A 20,390-nucleotide genomic window follows, 5' to 3' on the forward strand; every position below is an offset into this window, starting at 1 on the left:
TGAGAAAGGAAGATTAGAGAAAATGGGAATTACTTGGAGGCCGCTTTGGTATGGGTTAGATCAAGCTATTGTGGCAGGAGATATTGATTATTATTACCTGTCCGACGACGTTGCAGAATTTGCGAATGGTGAAGTAAGCGCTGAGGATCAGGAAGTGTACGCTAAAATAGTGAAGATTATCCATCAGGAGATTGGCAAAGTGCGAGGCATCCTTACAGATGAATTGAGTTATAGAGTGTTTCTTGAAGATGGAGATATTATCCGGATCGATGCAGAAGAAAATATCGGATTGGTAGAATATCCAGCCGATTGCGGAATAAGTGAATGGACTTTCGAAGTGGAAATCGAGATCCTGAAGTTTACTGGATACTCATCTGAGGAGCGGATGACACTTATGACGGATAAGGAGTTCCAGGTTTGGCAGGCAGCAAGGGAAGCAAAACACAATTGCATGTTGGACAACTAGAGAGTCACAGTATTCTAAGGAACTGCAGGCAGTGAAACGGAGCGATGGATGATGGAATACTTTTATTTGTTTTTAAAAATTTCACTCGTAGGTTCGACAATTTTATTCAGCGATTTTATTTTTGGCCAAATTGGCTGGTGGTTCGCAGTTGTCATGATTCTTGCATTATGGGCATCAGGTTATTTCGATAAAAAATCGATTCAAATAAAAAAACAAAAACTGACTGAAAGGTTTTCGATTCTAAAAACCTTGGACAGCGGACAATCAGTCAATGTCGAACTAAAAAATGGCGAGTTGTTTTCGGATTACAATTTCAGTTCTTTCAATGAGGACGAAATAACTGTCGCTAAAAAACTAGAGCGAGAACAAATTACGCAAGGAGAAGATAACGTTCGGGAGATCAAGTTCACAAAAATTCAGTCAATCACGAGCCCTGATGTTCAAGTTGCAAGAAGAAGACGGCGATTTTAAAAGATAGTTTGGATGAAGCTATAAACAATGAACAATCTCTTTGCAACGTTCGTAAAAGTGCCTTCGATTATACGAACGTTCGTCAACTATTTTTATACGTTTGCGAACGCCGGTTTACATGATTTTCAGCACTTTCAAAGTCGTTCGAAAAGGTGTACTTTTACGAACGGTTTTATAGTACTGAGATTTAAGAAATAGCCTAAGTCTTTCAATATAATAATTATATTCAATTTATTGCTTTTAAGGACAAGAGGTTATAAGGAGGTGGCACTTCTAACTTTCATAAGAGACTTATTGACGAGTAAGATACCCGGATTTTATCAGATTTGCCTTATCTGAATCCATAAATTCTTTGTCCTTTTGAATAAACTCTTCCGATTTTTCCATCTCGCTGCACATAACACCAATGTTATCTTCAAAAATAGATTCGTGACTATGAACGAATTCCTTTTCAAACGTTTCTTGGCCTTCCAGGAAATTAAGTAGTTCATGATTATCTATGTATGAAAATGCTCTAGGAACTGTAAAGTTAATGTCCATATTTTTGATGGCAGCAACAGAAATAGGATTTTTAAACAATTGAAAGCTTTCTATTGGCACAATTGCCCGTTCCTTATTCTCTATACAGATAGCCATTCTTTCATTGATCGTAGAATTCTCATAAAACATTGATTTAATATCAATCGGATTTTGAGGTTTGTCCAATTCTAGAATACCGATAAATTCGCTGACAGGTTTGGTCAAATAAAGATAAGCCCTTACAGATTCTTTGGAAAAAGATTTCCTGTATTCGTATTTTTTGATTCCGTATAAAATAGGTCTAAAATAATCTGGATGAAATGATAAAATGATGTTTTTTTTCATTAGAAACGCTCCCTCAACTTATTTAAAAGGTATATCGTCTATAGTAACACTGATATATATAATTAAAGAGCAAGCAAATGGAGTTTACATATCATGAGGTTATCGGAAGCTCCAAAAACAAAAAGGGATAGAAGATGCGACTCGATTAGCATCTTCTATCCCTTTTTATTTGAAAGTGTCCCTTTATGCAAGATTCCATTACAAAGAAACATTTTTATTCTAATCAAATAGTAGTTGGTTTTCTATTTCAAGGCCTTCTATCTTTCAATTAATCGAGTTGTGAATTTCATGTAGTATATCTTCGAATTCTTTATAGTAAATTTGTTTTTCTTCATCCGTAAGTTTTCCAAAATCACCGCTAATGATGCCAGCTACTTCTTGAAGTTCCGAAAATTCTGTGGACACTCCTAAATTTTTCATTTCATTACCGTCAATCGAGTTGAGTGCAATAAAAGTAGTTTCTTTTTCAATATTCTCTTCATCAAGTGTGCTGCCATTCCATCGATTCCAAGCAGTTGCTATATATTCTTTTGCATTTCCTTCAGTAGTCGCTTCTACTGTCGCTTTCTCTGTAGAAATATTTTCTTCCGGCACTAGATTAACCCAAGCGATCAACAGTACCAACATAGAGAAAATAGCAATAGGAATACCAATCATGATCTTCTTCATCAGACCCCTCCTACGTATACCCACTATTGTAACACAGGATATTCCATTTTTTATCCAAATACTCTGTTTTCACAAATGCTATTTCAAGATTATAGAGATACGCGATACAAAGTTCCGATTTTGAAACCATAGAGCAGTGAGACTCGTCTTAGGGACAGCTCATTTCACCTTGGATTAAAATACTATGTAAAGATAGAAGGGGGGCAGCACATTGACCGACGAAAACAATATGCCTTTAAAAATTCAAAAAGAAGCCTGGTTAGAAAATCTAATGGATCAATATGGCGATCGTCTAACAAAGCTAGCCTATAGTTATTTGAAGGATTGGGGAAGGTCACAGGAAGTTGTCCAAGATGTATTTTTGACCTGTTACCAGCACTACGATACATATGAAGAAATTAACTCCTATAAAGCGTGGATTTATAGAATCACCATTAACCGCTGTAAAGATGTCCTGAAAAGTTCTTGGGCCAAACGGGTTGTCCTGAATAATCAGTTGTTTCAGTATATGCACACGAAGGAACCTACACCGCACATGGCATCGCTTCAAAGAGAAGGAGATGAGGAACTGGCGGATTCCGTATTGTCTCTTCCAATCAAATATCGTGAAACCATTCATCTTCATTACTACGAGAATTTGTCGATACCTGAGATGGAAGCTCTGTTAAACATCAAACAGAACACCTTGAAAACACGTTTGCGAAGAGGCCGAAAACTACTGGGAGAGACTATCAAAAGAGGTGATGTATATGAAGGATAGATTAAGTGAGTATCGTGATGCTATGAACAAAAGCGTTTTTAAAAATCAGCAATTCACTGAAAGACATAAACAAGCGATCTTAGCGAAAATCAATGAACAGCCACAGCCCCGAAAAACAGGAAGTTGGTTCCCTCGTGCAGCAAGCGTCGCTTTTGTTATACTCTTCGTTATTGTCGGTGCTTACTTCCTGAGAGAACAATTAGAATTAACACCTGAAAGTGTAGCTGAACCTTTGCTTGAACAGACCCCTGCTAAAAACAATCAAGAAAATCTTCCAGTTGATGAAAGAGATGAAGCAGAGAAAGTACAAGGAGAACCTGGAACATCCTCGTTAGAAGAACAATATAATGAGCATGGTGATCAAATTTATTCGAAAGAGGAACTGGCAAATCCTAAAAGTATTGCCTATCAGATTGAATATAGTGAATATGAGAGCTTACCAGAGTATGTTTCTGCTTTATATAACAATTGGTTTAACGAAAATTCTACCGTAAGGAAAGGAACTGACAGCGAGACGGCAGAGCAGGTGATGGCCTCTTCAAGTGTTTCTTATATTAATTATTTTGAAGGCGCTATCCAATCCAAGGGAATGAGCGAAGAGTTCGATAAGCTACAGCAAATCGCTTTTGATTTAACAAGCAGTCCTGACACTCTTTCCGATGAAGAGAAAATAAAAGAGAAGACTGATGAATTTGAAGAGCATTTAGGAGAAATTCACGCTACTTTTAAAGAAGATTATTAAATGATAGTCAGCTAAGAAAGACAAATAAAAGATGAAATAAATCATGTAGAGATATGTCGTGAAAATATAGTTGAATCCCTATGATCGACAATTCGAAAATTTACTTTTAAAAACTATAATGAGGTGCATTTCTTGATTTTAAACTACCAGTTAACAGTCGACGATTTATTCGCGCTCCAGAAAAATTATTTTCGCACCAGTAAGTACCATATTAATAGAGGCAAACTAGCTTTTATTGTCTTGTTGTTGTTTTCCTATCTCACTTTTAACTCCTTGTTGCTGAAGATCTTGCCGGGAAATGTCTCTCCTGATTTAATTGGTCCGGTCTCGATAGGAGGGGGAATCCTTTTGGTTTTGATTCTGCTGCCATTCGTCCGAGACTTGTACTTTAAACTACAGGTTTGGCGATTTAAAATAGCTTTTAAGCGATTAAAAAACAATGGGTGGCCGAAGGAGTGCATCACCAAACTGACTCCTGAAGGCATCGAGCTGCATATTCACAACAGCCAACTCGAAGGCAAGACTCAATTGAACTGGAGTGCATTTCAGAAGGTAGGAGAAGACGAGCAACGATTTTTCCTCTATCACACGGATATGGACGCTGTTGTTCTTCCAAAGCAAATAGACTCTTCGAATGAAGAAAGCCGTAAAGCACTGAGAGTTTTGCTCACACGACAACTTGGTCATTTACTTAACTCAAACTCGAAGAAAAAAGCTAATGTTTAATAGATGGGGCCGAACAGCATCTGGGAGAAGCTTATAAAGAGACGATCATTGCCACAACTTACAGAGAGTGAATTTTAAATGGGCCAACCACAAGGGTTGGTCTTTTTGATACTTTAGTTTCTATTGTTCAGAGAAGTGTATTTTTACGGGCGGTTTGAAATTTCTTATCTATTTGTGCTTTGAGCTATAATTGGCCATTGAATAAGAAATTATATAAATTTATGTAACGAAAAAAGAGAAAATTGTTTCTGAATCGATAATCTCTCTTAATCAGCGGAGCCTTTTTGCTTTTGGAAACTTCTAGATAAAGAAAACGTTATATGAATATCGGCAAAGGAGAATTTAAATGAAGAAGAGAAAGTTAAGTCTCATCCTAATGGTTTTTAGTTCATTCTACTTTGCGATGCGTCTTTTGATGAAAATCGCCATGATAGACAGAAATTATGCTTTTGTTTTCAATGGAAGTGATCTGGAACTGGTCTTGCCCCCATACGACCTTCTATTCGTTCTCATATTCTTTATCGGTATGTATACGTATTTCAAAGGCGTTCTGGCAATGCGGTATGTAGCAATAGTTCTCGCTATATTTTTTATTCCGTTTACGTTGTTTTTTTCGGTTCAATATCGTATCGCTGTTAACGATCAATATAGCAGCTTTGTTGGAACCGGCGCAGAACATCTTCTGGTTATTGAGCATATTGCTGGGCTTCATCCAAAGCAGGGAGATCCGCAGGACATATACTTGTTTGAAAAGGAAAATGCATTCATTTATAAAAAAACAGGCCAGTCAGAAATACAGAGAAAGGGAACTTCCTTTTCCAAGCAACCTAAATTAAGCTTTGAAAATGACAAGGCGATAATTGAAATAGGAGAAGAGTCTATACCCCTTAATTAAGGCAGAAGGAGAAAACCTTCTCTTTTTTCATGTACGCTCTATTTTAAAAGTGTTACATCAGTTTCTATTAACATTTGGATGCAGAAGGGAAATACCCGCGGTGTCCATTATTTCCATATACGGAATGCCTGCGGGGAGATACAAATTTGTATTTAAAGTTATATGGATTATATCTATGTCTATATTAATAATTTTGGGAATCGTTGAGAGCGTAAAATATCTTGAGAGCGTAAAATATCTTGTGTAAATAACAAAACACAAACTTATTAATTAACATAGCATACCAAAGAGTTTACATATGACGAATTATCGGAAGCTACAAATATAGAAGGGAGAGTAGAAAGCGGTAAGCCGAATCTTCTCTCCTTTTGCTATTTTTGCCTAAAAAGTACATTTACAGCCGCTCTTAATATGGAGAAATATGTAACAACGATTGTAGATGTGATTTCTTTATCCTAGATTTCTTTTTTTCCTTTAATTATGAAAAAAATCATATTATTTTTCATTTCCAAGTTATTATGATGACATTATTTTCAAAGGAGTTTCATATGTTACTTAGAATATGGGAGTCTTAACCAAGTTTTAATACTGGGTTTTAGGGGAATGGGATATATGGTGCATTAAATAGAAAAAAAGGGGAGGAACACTAATGACGAAAAATTCGTGGTCAAGATTAATGTCCCTCACAGTTCTAAGTTCTGTGTTAGCTTTGGCAGCATGTGGCAATGAAGATGCTTCAGACGAAGAGTCAACGAATGACTCTGATGCTACAACAGAAGAAAGTACAGATGAGGGCACTACAACAGAAGAAGGTGCAGACGAGGGCGCAAATGAAAGTGCAGAAACTGAACCCAAAGTCACTGAGTTTGAACCAGCATTTCCAGAACAAACTAGAGCACCTGCAGTAGAGACTGAAACAGAACTTAATGAAGAAGTTGTGGTTGAAGGTCTTGGCGTGACTTGGGGTATGGTAGAGTTCGAACCAAACCGCTTACTTGTGACGCAGAGAGATGCAGCAGAACTTCTTATTGTAAACCTTGAAGATGGTTCTGTTTCAGATCCAATCGAAGGTACACCAGAAGTGAATAACTCAGGTCAAGGCGGTTTGCTTGATGTAGCCGTTGCACCTGATTTTGACGAATCAAGAGCAGTATTCATGACGTTTTCTCAAGATCTTGAAGGCGGTACCGTCACTGCTGTCGGTAAAGGTGTGTTATCAGAAGATGAATCCTCACTCGAAGATTTTGAAGTCATCTTCCAAGCAACACCGGCATATGATGGCGACTTACACTATGGCGGTCGTATTATCTTCGATGAGGAGGGCAACCTATTCCTAACAACTGGTGAGCGTTCAGACGATCCAATTCGTGAACGTGCACAAGACTTGGACGCTTACTTAGGTAAAGTCATTCACATTACACAAGACGGGGAACCAGTAGATTCAAATCCATTTGTCGAAGATGAAGACGCACTGGATGGTATTTACAGCTATGGTCACCGTAATATTCAAGGCATAGACTACAACCCTGAAACAGGAGACTTATGGATTGTTGAATTCGGTCCACAAGCTGGGGATGAACTGAATATCATTGAACCAGCGAACAACTATGGATGGCCAATTGTTTCTTATGGTATCGAGTACACTGGTGAATTAATCAATGATGGTATTTCAGAGCACGAAGCGCAAGGCTTTGTGGAACCAAGATATTATTGGGATCCAACAAGTGCACCAAGTGGTATGTCATTCTATGATAATGACGCAATCCCTGAATGGGAGAACAATTTGTTTATCGGTGGTTTAGCCCCGAACTATATTGTACGTGTCGTTATTGAAGATGACATCATCGTTGGAGAAGAACGACTATTGACTGATGAAGTTCAACGTTTCCGTGACATTCTTGTAACTGAAGATGGCGCGCTTATTGCGAGCACTGATGGCGGTCTGATTTACCAGATTACTGCAGCAGAATAATTTATTATTCTCTAAAAGCATCTACTCTCATATCAGCGTCATTAATTTGAGCGAATGAAAATATTAAAGAAGCAGGCATTCATGTATTCCCATGAATGCCTGTTTTTTTGCTGTTTGAACAGGTTGAAGGTGTAAAGGCTATAGGAGAAGGGGCTTGAAACCATCAGCATCTCTCATTGTCTTTTATGGTATAATTACCCAAATTGATAGAAGTTTATAGATTGCTGAAATACGAATACATTTTCATTAATTATTTTATGTATGCTTCTTAGGCTTTTTTATGAAGGGATGTTTTCTTATGAAATTAACCATCATACTTCTGCGTTTAGTATACCTTCCTATAGCTGGACTTTTTATACTTCCCATATCTTATTGGTTCGCAGCAGGCTTCATCTCTGAATATGGACCGGAAGCACCTGAAATTATCTTTCCACTCTGGCTAATACCGGCTGCAGTGTTCGTGCTAGGTGCAGTCATACAATGTTGGAGGAAGTATTTTTGGTTAGGAATAGGTATTACGGTGTTCTCGTTTATTTTGTTCTTTACAGACATCATTCCTTATAGAGCAATCAATTTGTTTTGAATTAACGGCAAGGAAATCTCTGTGGAGAGAGCTTTAGAAGCTGCTGTGAGATTTGGTTTCCCTGCCATCATTTCATGTATTCCCCGCGAGTTGGACTGTTTTGAGGCTGAACGAGTTTTTGGAGCACCGCTCAGATACATATGGAAAAGATCAAACACGAACTAGCTGTACTGGTGATGGGTTTTGTACAGGAATGGCAGTTTTTTAGATCTTGCTTTGCTGGAAAATCAGACATATGGACGAAAGCCTTGATTTAAAATTTGCCGTATCATTTTTAGTGGAATCAAAACTGAAAGTAACAAAGAGTGGATACTAGTTTTATGGCCGCTGTTCCCAAGGGGTTATCTTTCCGATCACTTGATAGCTTTTGTTGCCTCGCACGGCATTCATGACACCCGTTGAGATTTCCTCATGGGTCAACCAGCGGGACACGCCCTTTTCGACTTTGAACCCGAGCTGCACTTGGTGATAGCTCATATGGCAGGGAATATCGTGGTTAGCAACGGGATTTAATCTTGAACTGCTTCCAGTGACATGGACTAGTTTGCAAGGAATGGAAGCGGGAAGGAACTCGGCTAAGCAAGGGATTACATCACTCCCAGATGCATGGATCCAGGCAACGATCAACTGAATCGGCCCCTGTTGCTGCTGAAGACGAACAAGTTCAGCGGCTAATTTTTTTTGTATTTATGTAGTCGATGATGACAGGCGTTAATTGATTGGGGTTTTGATCGAGTAGCTGCTGCATTTTCTGCTCACTGCGCCCAATTACAGAAACTTTATAGCCATTTCTCGATAACCATAGCGTGGCTTTGGCGAGCATTCCGGTGCCGCCGATGACAAGTGCATGTTGCAAACGAATCACTCCTTATTTGAATGAATACGTGAAAAGATAGAAAGGGTGGAATGGATGGCCATCATTATGGAAGCTTCCAATTGTTTGTTGTTATCAACTGACCAAAAAAAGTCGGAAAGCCTGTGGCGCGACGATTCGTGTTTCAAGTTTATGTTCTCGTTGAAAGGGTCGATGCATTACCAAAGCAGCCGCAACGATTTAACCATAACTGACCAGGAATTTATTGTGTTCAATCCACATGATGGGCACCGGCAGCTTGCAGTAGACGATCACAAGTTTTTGGTTGAACTGGATGCCATGTTTCTCAGGGAAGCGGTGACGGCCATTACCGGAAACGACAGAGAACTGTATTTTGCGCAAACTCCTCAGAAAAATCCCCTCATTGAACAATGGGTTCATTTTGTGCAGCAATACATGATGCTGGAAAAGGAAAGCGGAAATGGTTCTTCTGAAATTTTCTTGGAGCACAGCTTTGCCCAATTGAGTTTATTGCTCACGAAGACCGCAATCGGAACGCATTCACCCGATATGACCACTGATCCTTTTCGAACAGTCCAGCCCGCGCTTTTTCAAGTGATGGCAGCGTTAAAAAAATGATTTTCAACATGCGTGGACATTGGATGAGATGGCAGCGATTTTGGACATCAGCAAGTTCCAATTGGCGCATCTATTTAAAGAAAAAATCGGCGTTTCGCCGTATTCGTGGCTGCAGCTGTACCGTCTCGTGAGGGCTCAGGAGCTATTGCTGCAAACAAACCGGACCATCACAGATATCGCTTATGATTGCGGATTTTCCTCTATCGGTTCGTTTAATCAATTATTCAAGCGCCTTTATGGCTTTTCGCCGCGCATTTTCCGAAAAGAGGGCTCGAATTAAGTAAAATAGTGCCACAATAACCATCAGGCTGCCACACATTGTAAACAGTTTCTGAATGCCGATGACTAAAGCAAGTGCTCCAAATATCGCCAGTGACAAAATATTTGAGCCGTACAATAGCACCGCATTAAAGCTGAAAGCACGGCCGAGCATATTTGCGGGCACAAGGGTTTGAATCAAATACACCCTCGCTAGGCTGGACAGCGGCAAACCGGCCGCTGCAATGAACACTCCTGCAAAATAAAACGGCAGGTAGCTCGCGAATCCAAGTACCACGAGGCCGAGTCCCCAAACGACAGAGCCCCATAAATAAAGCGAAAGGTCAAGGTTTTCCAGAAAAACGGAATGGCGATATTGGTCAAAATTACCCCGAGCCCGTACCAGCCTAACAAAAAGCTGTAGATTTCTTGGCCGCTCCCTGGAAAACGAACAAGGAGCAACAACAGCAAGCCGACTTGCCAAACCCAGGTGTTGAAAAAGACCATCCAAAACGTCGCGATGAACAAATGTTTCACTGTCCCTTCGCGTTTAACCCACATCAAGAAAACCCCAATCGAATGGAAGAGCCCATCTCTTTTTGTCTCATTCAAATTCTCTTTACCTATTAGCTCCACCCAATGAACTTTCAGGATAAGAATGGCGCTCACGAGATATGTCAATGCATCCACAGTGTAAAAATGGATGGCATGTCCGGCATTCAATAAGCCAATCGCAAAAAGCGGCGTGGTAACTTGAACGCCTCTTGTCACCGTATCGAAGAGACTATTGACTGTCGTTTGTTGCTCCACAGGCGTGATGAGCGGCAACATGGCTCGGTAAGCAGGGTTGTAAAAACAACCCAGACTTTGAACCATAAAAGCAGCCACCAGCAAATGCCAGAAAGCCAATATGTTCAATTGATGCAATACGACCAATGACAGGATGAGAGGAATCCGTAAAAGATCAATCGCTACGAGCATCCGTTTTTTATCCACACGGTCCGCAAATGCTCCGCCAATCAAGCCGAAGAGCAAGTACGGCATTGCTTGTGAAATCGCGATTATCGTCGTCAAAGCGGCGGACTTTGTCAAATCATAGGAAATAAAAAGAAAGGCCAGGCCAGCTAATACATTGCCTAGCTGAGAAATGCCGGCTCCAGCCAAGTAATACAAAATGTTTTTGTTTTTCAGTACATGTCGATACATAACAATCACCTCCCGTTCAGGTTACGCTGAATTTTAAGGAGGCTCTATACGCATCTTGCCGCTTGATTTCGCAAGAATTCGATAGTTTAAAGATAAGAGCGCTGCAGATTCGCTGTGCTCTTGTTTGGTTAAAAAGCCATAATGAAGTCGTTGTTGCGAATTTTTAAAGCTATAGTTTAATAAGGATTACCAAGTTTTACAAAAAATAAAAAATAATCGAAACGTTTTTAAGCGCTGGAATCTCTAATATACAAAGGGAGGATGAGGCAGATGCAGCACGATGAAGAAATAATTTCTGCGGCGATTCAAGGAGACCGAATCGCCCTTCAGAATTTATTGAAATCCGAAAAAGAAAAATTATACAGAATGGCCTATACATATGTGAAAAATGAAGACGATGCTCTCGAGGTTTTTCAACAAACTGTACTCCAGGCTATCGAATCAGTGCATCAAGTGAAAGAACCGCATTATTTTTCGACTTGGCTGGTCCGCATTTGCATAAATAAAGCACTGGCGTTTTTAAAGAACAATAAAAAGTTAATCTACATGGATGAAGTGGAGGAGCGGAATTTGGATAATGGTGTCACCGCCGATGTGGCCGAACAAATGGATGTGTCGAACGCATTGGATTCGTTACCTGAAAAATTTAAGACAGCACTGATGTTGAGATATTATCAAGACTTTACAGTCAAGCAGATCGCCACCGTAATGGAATGTCCAGAAGGCACAGTGAAAACAACTCTTCACCGTGGATTGGCGATGTTGAAAAAGGATTTGAAAGGTGTGTATGCAGATGAACGACAAAGAGATTTTAATTAAAAATGCTATGCAAAATATCAAAGTGCCAGAAGACTGCTTGGAGTCACTCATTGATGATGCCTTTTATGAAACGTCCAAGCCTAAAAAGAACAAACGGAAAAAGTGGCTGATACCAGCCATCGCTGCGGCGGTTCTATTTATCGGTTTGTTTACAGCAACTCTTTCTGCGTCTCCAGTTCTTGCAAATTATATGGCACAGGTACCCGTCATTGGAAATGTCTTTTCCATTTTTGCCGAAGAAGAAGAAGGACTCATACAATACGAGCGCTTCAGTGATTACGTGAAATTAACCCAATCCAGCAATGGTGTAACTATTTCTATAGACAAAGCTGTATATGACGGAACAAATGTCACTTTCACTTATACGGTAACTTCAACTAAAGAATTAGATGACTCTGCTCACCTAACTGGTTTTCCGCAATTGCTCGAAGGAGAAGGTCCTACAGGCTCCATGGATTGGAAATTGGCAGAAGGTTCATTGATTGGCATCAATACCATTCCGCATCTTGATGAAGAAGCAGCTCAGGTCAACGTGATTTGGGAACCAGAGAGCCTATATACGGATGACGGAGAGATTGAAGGCGATTGGAAGTTTGAATTCGCGGTCGATCAGTTAAAAACAGATCCAATTATCTTAGACGAAATCAACTCGGAAGGCGGCGTTTCTGTTCACTTTACTGAAGTAACATTTACGGATATTGCCGTGAATGTCGCCTACCAACAGTTGGTGGACCCAGCTTTACTGGAAGTATGGGAAGCTGTGGAAGTCGAGCTGATTGCTGCGGATGATTTGGGGAATGTCTATCTAGTTCCTTATAATGGTGGGACCACTTACGGCGATGCCCGGACTCGGGAAGATTTTTTCTGGACAGCCACAATGAGAGGGCTTGATCCTCTTGCCACGTCATTAACCTTTTATCCCTTTGGCCATATCAGCAGAATGGAAGAAGGCAAAGAGCCGGAATCGATTCGAATAGAATTTGATGCACTTGAAATCAATATGCTGGAAGGGACCTATCAAATTATTGAAGATCCCGAGTTCCCGGTTTATGAAGAAGAGGAAGAAGAGACGTGAAAATAAACAAGCCCGGCGCAGTTTATAACTGTACCGGGCTTGTTTTGATATCTACCATTCGAACACAAATTTCAGTGTAATCGTAATCGCAGAATATAGGATGACGGAAATAAGAAAAGTCGGGAAATGCGTGTCCTTTTCGCTCGGCAATTCGTGCTTGAATACCGTGTAGATCATTGCGCCGGAAACGAGCGAGAAGACGATCGATTTGAACAGCGGCGTCAGTTCAGTCGTCAAGGCGACGATCCAGCCGGCAACAATTCCGACAGCCAGTATATAACGGCCGTATTTATTGTACTCTACTGGAAACTTTCGCCACATATCATGGGCGACCGCCATGAAATGCGGACCGATCGCGACGCAGTAGAACAAAGCTTGAATGGCTGATACTTCAAATGACAGGACAGAGTAGGAAACGAGCGCGTTATAGAAAGCATAGAACACGATGACCGACCAGAAAGTAGAGGTATGGGAAATGTAATTTTGCTGGATGACGATTTGAATGCCGACGAACAAGACGACACCGAGAAGGCCGATGAAATAGATTTCCGACTCCATCGTTAGCTGCCGGTACGGTTCTTCGATCGCCGCTTGCTGCTTATGAAGTGTAGGGAGCAGGTAGATAAAAATATAGGAAACAGCAAGCCCGCCCGAAAACGAGAACCACTTCACTTGCTTCAGTTGATCTCGAGGCACCAGGACGCTCGCGAAGAAATGGATCAAGATGAATACAATGCCGATCAAAAACGGAATCAACAACATGACCCAAGCCTCCTGTCAGATGAAATGATCTGATGAAATGGCGAGATTTTGTTAAGTAAAAAATGTCGTAAATAGTGTTCGATGATTTTCTATATTGTACTGCTTCGACTCTAAATAATGAATAACCTTTTAATATTCAGAAGTCTTACGTAGTTGAAACAATTTTTAATAAGACAATAGGGATTTCCAGGAAAGACGAGAATCTAATCCAATGACTTAAATTCCGGAGGCTGAAGGTGAAACACAATATGCATTGTGAACTTACAAGCATGGCGGATACGCCTGAAACATAGAAGACTATTCGTTTTGGATACCGATGATCGAGTTTTTCTTTGCGTATGCAGATTCATTTGAAATCCATTGTTGGAAAGAAGAAAGCGTAAAATTCGAAGATATTATAAATGAGTTGCCGAAAATAGAACGCGGTGACGAAGGCTAGTTGCTTATTGCAAGTGGGCAATTAAATGAAAAAGCGAAAGAATTCATTCTTACGCGTTCTCTTGATACCAAAGGCAGGTTGAAGTGGTTCTCCTTATTTTTAGAAAAGTGAGGCGAACCGTTATTTTCGTCTGAACATTATGGAGTGGAATTGATCGGTTACAAGTTAAACGCAGAACAAATAGCGTTTCTAGAAAAAGTTCTTCCTGGAGATGTTCGTAGGTTTGAGTGGTGAATTTGAAGACGCCTATATCTAAAGTTCTCGTAATTATGTATCAAACTTCTTTGCTAAAAATTATTTTATTATTAAATCCATTTAATCGATAAGATTTTTATATACAGATAATAGACACGGAGATATACTAAATTTTAGTAGATTAGGGGGTAATTAGATTGAATCGGAGAGGTACTGGAACAATTTTCATCTTGATTGCTGCGATGTTGTATTCTGCAAAATATATAAGCGCAGCCATATTTGGAAGCGCCACTACCATGTGGGACGAAGAGTTATTCGATATATTTTTGTCTTACACGGGAACTTCATTACATGCATTGAGTATTATTGCATTTATAAGCGGCATAGTATATATCGGATGGGCTGAAATAGGTGAAATGAAAAAAGGAAACTCAAATTAGCATGGAAGGTATAATATTTACAGCCATTACTGAATAGAGTTCAAAAGTAAGAAAGTACCTTCACTCTATGATGTCTTTTATCTTGGTTTAACCGAAGGATTGATCAAAACTATTAAAGGAGAACCACTTATGATTATTCGCTCGTTGAAGTCATTCGCTCTATCGATCGTCTTCTTTTTCATTGCACTTATCTCTTTAATCGTTGCTTTCACCGGAGACTCTTTTGCTATTGTAACATCAAGACCTTATGGAGCTGAATCTTGGGAAACATCGAGCAATTTGATTGATGCCTATACATATATCCCTATGTTCATCGGCGTTTATTTCCTTTTGCTTTCTTCGATCACTTTTACTATTTCATACTTAAATCTCCAAAAAAAATGAACTACGCTGTAATTATTGGGGAAAGAATTATTTGAAACTTCCTGATTATTACTAAAAAAATTCGTCAATGTTCCAAATTGAACGCAATTGGAGTTATCAAATTGTCTTTTAGATTGATTGTATAAAATAGGGAGGCAGCCAATAATATGGCTGCCTCCCTGTTTCTATTTTGTAAAACACACAATAGATTGATAACCTTTTATGGTTATTTCTGGTATTCTATTGATATTAGCTCATTGGTTTTAATCCTATTTAAAAAAGAGAGATACCTAAAAATAAGTTCGGGATTTGTTCATTCCTAAGGATTTGAAATTCACGCTTTTTGTAAGAAATAGGCTAGGAGGGAGACAATGGTTTTTCAAATTTATCGAGTGGTTCATATATTGCTTACTGGAGCTGTCACTATTCTGATTTCCACTTTTATTGCATCCGGCGGGCTTGGGGAAAATTATACCGATAATCCTTTTCCAAATTGGGGGATAGGGGGCGTTCTATCTTTCATCAAAAAGACAGTCATTTACGGATTAATCATTAGTTTTTTGCCAATCCTATTTTATATGGTGCTTTTCTATATTTAAAAGGGATGCTCATTAAAATCTTGATATATTTTGACTCCCTTTATTAATCTGCTGATGCCAATTCGCTAAGCCGAATAAATTCCTCAGCGTCTTTCACACATAGTGCCATGCCTTTTTCCCAGAATTCTTTTTGGGTGATGTCTTCACCCAGATGCTTCAACTTAATATTTTGATTGGAGATAGAATCATGAAGCTAATCAATGAACGGATATACTTGAGGCCAGTTGAGGCAGAAGATGCACAGCTGTTCTTGGATCACACCGAAGACGAGGAAATTCGATACATGACCGGAACAAAAGCCAGGTTTTCGCTTGAGCAAATCCAAGACCATATCGAACAGATCCAACAGGACGACACGCGCTACGATTTTACGATCTGTTTGAACGCAACGAATCAATTGATTGGTGAATTGTCAGTATTGGATATTGACCAGGGCAACCAGAGTGCGGGGTTCAGGATCACCATGAATGCGATGGCACTGACGGGCAAAGGCTATGGCACAGAAGCGATTGAACTGGTGCTGAAATTTGTATTTGATGAGCTGAAGCTCAACCGCCTGCAATTGGAAGTGTTTAGCCATAACGCGCGTGGCATACGCGCTTATGAAAAGAACGGCTTCAAAAGAGAAGGAGTCTTGCGGGAAGCGCTCCATTACAACGGGGCGTTTTCAGACGAAATCATCATGGCAATTATCCGAAGCGATTATATGACTGCAAAAACATGAAAGGCTACAGAAGCCTTTCTTTTTTAATGGATAAAAATCCCGTGAAACTTTCTGGTTGCATTTTTTCTGTAACGGGTTTATATTATGTGAGGCATCAATTGATGAGGGGTCAATTAATATTCCTCAAAACAATTAGGATAGAAAAAGGAGCAATTTATCATGAACACACTGCAAAACAAAAAAACCAATGATTTCAATGAAATCGTCAATGGACGCCGTTCCATTAAACAATACGACCCGGATGTGAAAATCAGCCGCGAGGAAATGACCGAAATCCTGGAACAGGCTTCCACGGCGCCATCTTCCATCAACATGCAGCCTTGGCGTTTTGTTGTTATCGACAGCGCAGAAGGAAAAGAAAAGCTTGCGCCGCTGGCATCTTTCAACTTGGAAAAAGTAATGAGTGCATCAGCTGTCATCGCCGTGTTCGGCGACCTCAACAACATTGAGTACGCAGAAGAGATTTATGGAAAAGCCGTAGAACTCGGTTATATGCCGGAAGAAGTGAAAGAATTCCAAGTCGGCTATTTCAAACCTTTGTATGAAGGCATGTCCAATGAGCAGATGAAAGACATCGTGCTATTGGACTCAGGGCTTGTATCCATGCAATTGATGCTCGTTGCCCGTGCATTCGGCTACGACACCAACCCGATCGGTGGCTACGACAAGGAGAAAATCGCTGAAACGTTCGGCCTGGACAAAGAGCGTTATGTGCCAGTCATGCTTCTCACGATTGGCAAAGCCGCCAACGAAGGCTTCCAGTCCTACCGCTTGCCGGTCGAGACGACCACGACCTGGAGCTAAGCCAGCCGACCTTGAGTATTCGGGATTTATGTATTATATTTGACTGGTCAATGAATAGTGGGCACAGCTATCAATTGGCTTCATCGATCATTTAGGAGGTCTTTCAATGCCGTGTTCATTTTCAAAGCAGGAACAAGTGCTGCACCAGTTTAAGGGCCTGACCAATCAAATCAGCCCGAAGTTCGAGCGTTGCACAGGCATCAGTGCGTCGCGCTATGAGTTATTGTCACAGCTTTATAAGGTAGAAGAGATCAACCAGTCGACACTCCAAAAGTTGGTCAATATCGATAGCGCCGCGGTCACACGCCATTTAAAGCAGCTTGAAGCGAGCGGCATGGTCACAAAGCGCAGAAATCCAGAAGACAATCGTGTAATCTTTGTCAGCCTGACCGACGAAGGACGCGAGCGCATCGTCGAATACCGGAAAGAAAATACAGGCTTCGTCAAGCAAATGCTTCACGATTTCACGTCTGAGGAAGTGGATGCGCTTAGCGATATGCTCCGGCGCATGCAAGACAATATCGTTGATTATTAAAAATATACATTAAAGGATGGCGAAATGAAATGATGATTATCCATGCACATTTGCAAGTAAAACCTGAGCAAGAACAAGCGTTTTTAGATGAAGGCAAAACTCTTATTGAAGCATCGCGTCAAGAACCAGGCAATGTCCAATACGACTTGATGAAATCGGTCGAGAAGGACGGCCATTACACGATGGTCGAAGTATGGAAAGATGCGCAAGCAATCGAAGCTCATAATGCGAGCGAGCATTTCACGGCATTTTCCAAAAAAGCAGCCGGATTCATGAGCGCGCCGATGGAACTGAAAGTCTATAGCGGTGAAGTTGTCCCCATGTAAGAAAAACTTGATGGTTTAAACTAGATATCAAACAATGCTTGAACATCTCGATGAACTGTGACAAGATAGACCTTGAAAGACAAATGCTAATTTCATAAAACACATGTGGGGGAATCGGTGTTGCCGATTGAGAGAATATCCGTGAGATATTGACCCTTGGAACCTGAACTGGCTAATACCAGCGGAGGGAACATATTCAAATCGGTCTATTATGCGATGATATGCGCCCAAGGTTTCTATAACCTTGGGCGCTTTTTTGTATCCGCAGTTGGATATGTCCCCTGACTCAGCTTCTGAAATCATCTTTTATGAATTCATTCAGAGGGGGGAAACAAGATGAAAAAATGGACGATTGCCATTGCACCGGTATTGCTGCTGGCGGCATGCACAGAAGAAGCGGCAAATCCGGGAAGCGACGTGGCGAATGAACAGCAGGAATTACAAGAAGTGACGATGGTCTTGGATTGGACGCCAAATACCAATCACACCGGATTGTATGTGGCGCAGCAAAAGGGCTATTTTGAAGAGCAAGGGCTCGATGTCGAGATCATCTTGCCGGGTGAAGCGGGCGCCAATCAATTGGTCGCTTCCAACCAGGCGGAATTCGGCATCGGCGCACAGGAAAGCTTGACGGAAGCGAGAGTGCAGGACATTCCGATTGTTTCAATCGCGGCGCTCATTCAGCACAACACCTCCGGATTTGCATCACCTAAAGCCAAAGGAATCGAGTCGCCGAGCGATTACGAAGGGAAAACTTACGGCGGCTGGGGAGCGCCAGTCGAAAAAGCGGTGCTTGGGTCCATCATGGAACAGGAAGGGGCTGATGTGGAAAACGTCGACATCGTCAATATCGGCAATAGCGACTTTTTCACGGCGGTCGAACGTGACATAGATTTTGCGTGGATCTATTACGGCTGGACGGGCATTGAAGCCGAACTGCGCGGCGATGAATTGAACATGCAGTATTTGACGGACTACTCGGACAAACTGGATTATTACACACCGATCCTAATGACCAATGAAAACTTGATTGCAGAAGATCCGGAAACCGTTCGTGCATTCACCAAAGCAGTGTCGCAAGGCTATGGATTCGCCATCGATGAGCCTGAACAAGCAGCTGAGATCTTGATAGAGTCGGTCCCGGATTTGGATCCAGAACTGGTGAAAGCGAGCCAGAAATGGCTGTCGCCGAAATATCAGGACGATGCAGCGAAATTCGGCGAACAACAAGAGCAAGTATGGGCGGATTATGCAGCCTGGATGTTCGACAACGGGTTGCTGGATGAGGAATTGGACGTGGAGCAGGCGTACACCAATGAATTTTTACCGGAGGAGGAAAACTGATGGGTAACGCATTACTAAGTATTCAAATCATCCCGAAAACGAAAAACGGGGAAGACGTCATTCCGTATGTGGACAAAGCGATCGCCGTCATTGAAAAGTCGGGCGTCCCGTACCAAGTCAATCCTTTGGAGACGACGATGGAAGGGGATCTGGCGCAGTTGTTTTCGATCGTTGAGGAAATGAACGAGGCGATGATCGACAACGGCAGTTCGAACGTCATCTCGCAAATCAAAGTGCTGTATCAGCCGAGCGGCGCATCGATGGATAAATTGACGGAGAAATACCGGCCGTGATGATTATGCGAAAAGGATGGAGACCGGTTCTGGTCCTCATCCTTTTATTGATCATCTGGCAAGTGCTGGTGCCGCTGTTTGAAGTGCCGGACTGGCTATTGCCAACCCCTTATCAGATCGGGCTGGAAGCGATCAACAGTTGGCCAAACTACAACGGGCATTTGTTTGCGACGATCCGTTTATCCATCCTCGGCTTTTTCATCGGATCCTCGGTCGGTCTTGGCGTCGCGATGATTCTTCATCTTGTACCGAAACTGCGGGAGACTTTTTATCCTTTGCTGATTTTATCGCAAAATATCCCAATTATCGTGTTGGCTCCATTGTTGGTCATTTGGTTCGGTTTTGGCTTATTGCCAAAACTGATCATCATCATTCTCGTGTGCTTTTTTCCGATCACCATCGCGGCACTTGACGGGTTCAGACAGACGAGCGGCGAATTGCTGCATTATATGAAAATGGCAGGAGCCGACAGACGCCAGATTTTTATGAAGCTCGAATGGCCGCATGCGATGCCATCGATTTTTTCAGGCTTGAAAATTGCGGCGACCTATAGCGTCATGGGTGCCGTCATTTCCGAATGGCTCGGGGCGCAGGAAGGCATCGGCGT

25 protein-coding genes and 1 riboswitch are annotated in these 20,390 nt (G+C 41.2%); of the genes, 20 read left to right on the forward strand and 5 right to left on the reverse strand.

The annotated features are described in order from the left end of the window. The first annotated feature begins 22 nt into the window (after positions 1-22). Positions 23-466, forward strand: a complete 444-nt coding sequence (locus ON064_RS01345; protein WP_274623299.1) for a hypothetical protein — start codon at positions 23-25, stop codon at positions 464-466. Between the two features lie 51 nt (positions 467-517). After that, a complete protein-coding gene (locus tag ON064_RS01350) occupies positions 518-937 on the forward strand; it encodes a hypothetical protein (RefSeq protein WP_274623300.1) in 420 nt (139 codons plus the stop codon). A 291-nt stretch (positions 938-1,228) separates the two neighbouring features. On the opposite strand, the gene ON064_RS01355 is transcribed toward ON064_RS01350, so the two are convergent. Next, positions 1,229-1,801 carry a hypothetical protein gene (locus tag ON064_RS01355; protein WP_274623301.1) on the reverse strand — a complete coding sequence of 191 codons (573 nt, stop codon included), beginning with the start codon at positions 1,799-1,801 and terminating at the stop codon, positions 1,229-1,231. A gap of 264 nt (positions 1,802-2,065) precedes the next feature. Then, on the reverse strand, positions 2,066-2,470 hold the full coding sequence (locus tag ON064_RS01360; RefSeq protein ID WP_274623302.1) for a hypothetical protein: 405 nt from the start codon (positions 2,468-2,470) through the stop codon (positions 2,066-2,068). Between the two features lie 211 nt (positions 2,471-2,681). Between ON064_RS01360 and ON064_RS01365 the strand changes: the two genes are divergently transcribed. The 5 genes from ON064_RS01365 to ON064_RS01385 all read left to right on the forward strand — a co-directional run bounded on the left by ON064_RS01365 (position 2,682) and on the right by ON064_RS01385 (position 7,565). Then, positions 2,682-3,230: a sigma-70 family RNA polymerase sigma factor gene (locus ON064_RS01365; protein WP_274623303.1), complete on the forward strand. Its 549-nt coding sequence runs from the start codon at positions 2,682-2,684 to the stop codon at positions 3,228-3,230. Next, positions 3,220-3,972 (forward strand): helix-turn-helix domain-containing protein, encoded by a 753-nt coding sequence (locus tag ON064_RS01370; RefSeq protein ID WP_274623304.1) that lies wholly within the window; start codon positions 3,220-3,222, stop codon positions 3,970-3,972. The genes ON064_RS01365 and ON064_RS01370 overlap by 11 nt, the downstream gene beginning before the upstream one ends. A gap of 132 nt (positions 3,973-4,104) precedes the next feature. Further along, complete coding sequence (locus tag ON064_RS01375) at positions 4,105-4,698, forward strand: YcxB family protein (RefSeq protein WP_274623305.1); 594 nt, start codon at positions 4,105-4,107, stop codon at positions 4,696-4,698. 346 nt (positions 4,699-5,044) lie between these two features. Further along, positions 5,045-5,593 (forward strand): hypothetical protein, encoded by a 549-nt coding sequence (locus tag ON064_RS01380; RefSeq protein WP_274623306.1) that lies wholly within the window; start codon positions 5,045-5,047, stop codon positions 5,591-5,593. Between the two features lie 649 nt (positions 5,594-6,242). Beyond that, positions 6,243-7,565: a PQQ-dependent sugar dehydrogenase gene (locus ON064_RS01385; protein WP_274623307.1), complete on the forward strand. Its 1,323-nt coding sequence runs from the start codon at positions 6,243-6,245 to the stop codon at positions 7,563-7,565. A 1,247-nt stretch (positions 7,566-8,812) separates the two neighbouring features. On the opposite strand, the gene ON064_RS01390 is transcribed toward ON064_RS01385, so the two are convergent. Continuing rightward, entirely contained in the window at positions 8,813-9,004 is a 192-nt protein-coding gene (locus tag ON064_RS01390) for a Rossmann-fold NAD(P)-binding domain-containing protein (RefSeq protein WP_274623308.1), read from the reverse strand. 54 nt (positions 9,005-9,058) lie between these two features. Between ON064_RS01390 and ON064_RS01395 the strand changes: the two genes are divergently transcribed. Both ON064_RS01395 and ON064_RS01400 read left to right on the forward strand, forming a co-directional pair. Beyond that, complete coding sequence (locus ON064_RS01395) at positions 9,059-9,601, forward strand: hypothetical protein (RefSeq protein WP_274623309.1); 543 nt, start codon at positions 9,059-9,061, stop codon at positions 9,599-9,601. Positions 9,602-9,629: 28 nt separating this feature from the next. Further along, positions 9,630-9,881, forward strand: coding sequence for a helix-turn-helix transcriptional regulator (locus tag ON064_RS01400; RefSeq protein WP_274623310.1), 252 nt, complete (start codon positions 9,630-9,632; stop codon positions 9,879-9,881). 191 nt (positions 9,882-10,072) lie between these two features. Here the strand turns inward: ON064_RS01400 and ON064_RS01405 are convergent, their stop codons facing one another. After that, entirely contained in the window at positions 10,073-11,065 is a 993-nt protein-coding gene (locus tag ON064_RS01405; RefSeq protein WP_274623311.1) for an MFS transporter, read from the reverse strand. A 270-nt stretch (positions 11,066-11,335) separates the two neighbouring features. On the opposite strand from ON064_RS01405, the gene ON064_RS01410 reads away from it, so the two are divergent. Next, positions 11,336-11,884, forward strand: a complete 549-nt coding sequence (locus tag ON064_RS01410; protein WP_274623312.1) for a sigma-70 family RNA polymerase sigma factor — start codon at positions 11,336-11,338, stop codon at positions 11,882-11,884. Continuing rightward, a complete protein-coding gene (locus ON064_RS01415) occupies positions 11,859-12,959 on the forward strand; it encodes a DUF4179 domain-containing protein (RefSeq protein ID WP_274623313.1) in 1,101 nt (366 codons plus the stop codon). Before ON064_RS01410 ends, ON064_RS01415 begins: the two co-directional genes overlap by 26 nt. Before the next feature lie 51 nt (positions 12,960-13,010). Here ON064_RS01415 and ON064_RS01420 read toward each other — a convergent pair whose 3' ends face one another. Further along, positions 13,011-13,721 (reverse strand): hypothetical protein, encoded by a 711-nt coding sequence (locus ON064_RS01420; protein WP_274623314.1) that lies wholly within the window; start codon positions 13,719-13,721, stop codon positions 13,011-13,013. Positions 13,722-14,552: 831 nt separating this feature from the next. Here ON064_RS01420 and ON064_RS01425 point away from each other — a divergent pair. From ON064_RS01425 to ON064_RS01465, 9 genes are all read left to right on the forward strand, one after another. Then, a complete protein-coding gene (locus tag ON064_RS01425) occupies positions 14,553-14,795 on the forward strand; it encodes a hypothetical protein (RefSeq protein ID WP_274623315.1) in 243 nt (80 codons plus the stop codon). A 734-nt stretch (positions 14,796-15,529) separates the two neighbouring features. Next, complete coding sequence (locus ON064_RS01430) at positions 15,530-15,757, forward strand: hypothetical protein (protein WP_274623316.1); 228 nt, start codon at positions 15,530-15,532, stop codon at positions 15,755-15,757. A gap of 187 nt (positions 15,758-15,944) precedes the next feature. Continuing rightward, positions 15,945-16,481, forward strand: coding sequence for a GNAT family N-acetyltransferase (locus tag ON064_RS01435; protein WP_274623317.1), 537 nt, complete (start codon positions 15,945-15,947; stop codon positions 16,479-16,481). 159 nt (positions 16,482-16,640) lie between these two features. Beyond that, positions 16,641-17,285, forward strand: a complete 645-nt coding sequence (locus ON064_RS01440; RefSeq protein ID WP_274623318.1) for a nitroreductase family protein — start codon at positions 16,641-16,643, stop codon at positions 17,283-17,285. A 106-nt stretch (positions 17,286-17,391) separates the two neighbouring features. Beyond that, positions 17,392-17,820 (forward strand): MarR family winged helix-turn-helix transcriptional regulator, encoded by a 429-nt coding sequence (locus tag ON064_RS01445; RefSeq protein WP_274623319.1) that lies wholly within the window; start codon positions 17,392-17,394, stop codon positions 17,818-17,820. 29 nt (positions 17,821-17,849) lie between these two features. Next, positions 17,850-18,146 (forward strand): putative quinol monooxygenase, encoded by a 297-nt coding sequence (locus ON064_RS01450; RefSeq protein WP_274623320.1) that lies wholly within the window; start codon positions 17,850-17,852, stop codon positions 18,144-18,146. 97 nt (positions 18,147-18,243) lie between these two features. After that, positions 18,244-18,353: riboswitch (TPP riboswitch) on the forward strand. 129 nt (positions 18,354-18,482) lie between these two features. Then, positions 18,483-19,490: an ABC transporter substrate-binding protein gene (locus ON064_RS01455; RefSeq protein ID WP_274623321.1), complete on the forward strand. Its 1,008-nt coding sequence runs from the start codon at positions 18,483-18,485 to the stop codon at positions 19,488-19,490. Next, positions 19,490-19,783, forward strand: coding sequence for a thiamine-binding protein (locus ON064_RS01460; RefSeq protein ID WP_274623322.1), 294 nt, complete (start codon positions 19,490-19,492; stop codon positions 19,781-19,783). The genes ON064_RS01455 and ON064_RS01460 overlap by 1 nt, the downstream gene beginning before the upstream one ends. Continuing rightward, a partial coding sequence (locus ON064_RS01465) for an ABC transporter permease (RefSeq protein WP_407951583.1) occupies positions 19,783-20,390 on the forward strand: 608 nt, incomplete at its 3' end. The genes ON064_RS01460 and ON064_RS01465, both read left to right, overlap by 1 nt.

It is taken from the genome of Planococcus sp. A6, assembly GCF_028823615.1.
Taxonomy (GTDB): domain Bacteria; phylum Bacillota; class Bacilli; order Bacillales_A; family Planococcaceae; genus Planococcus.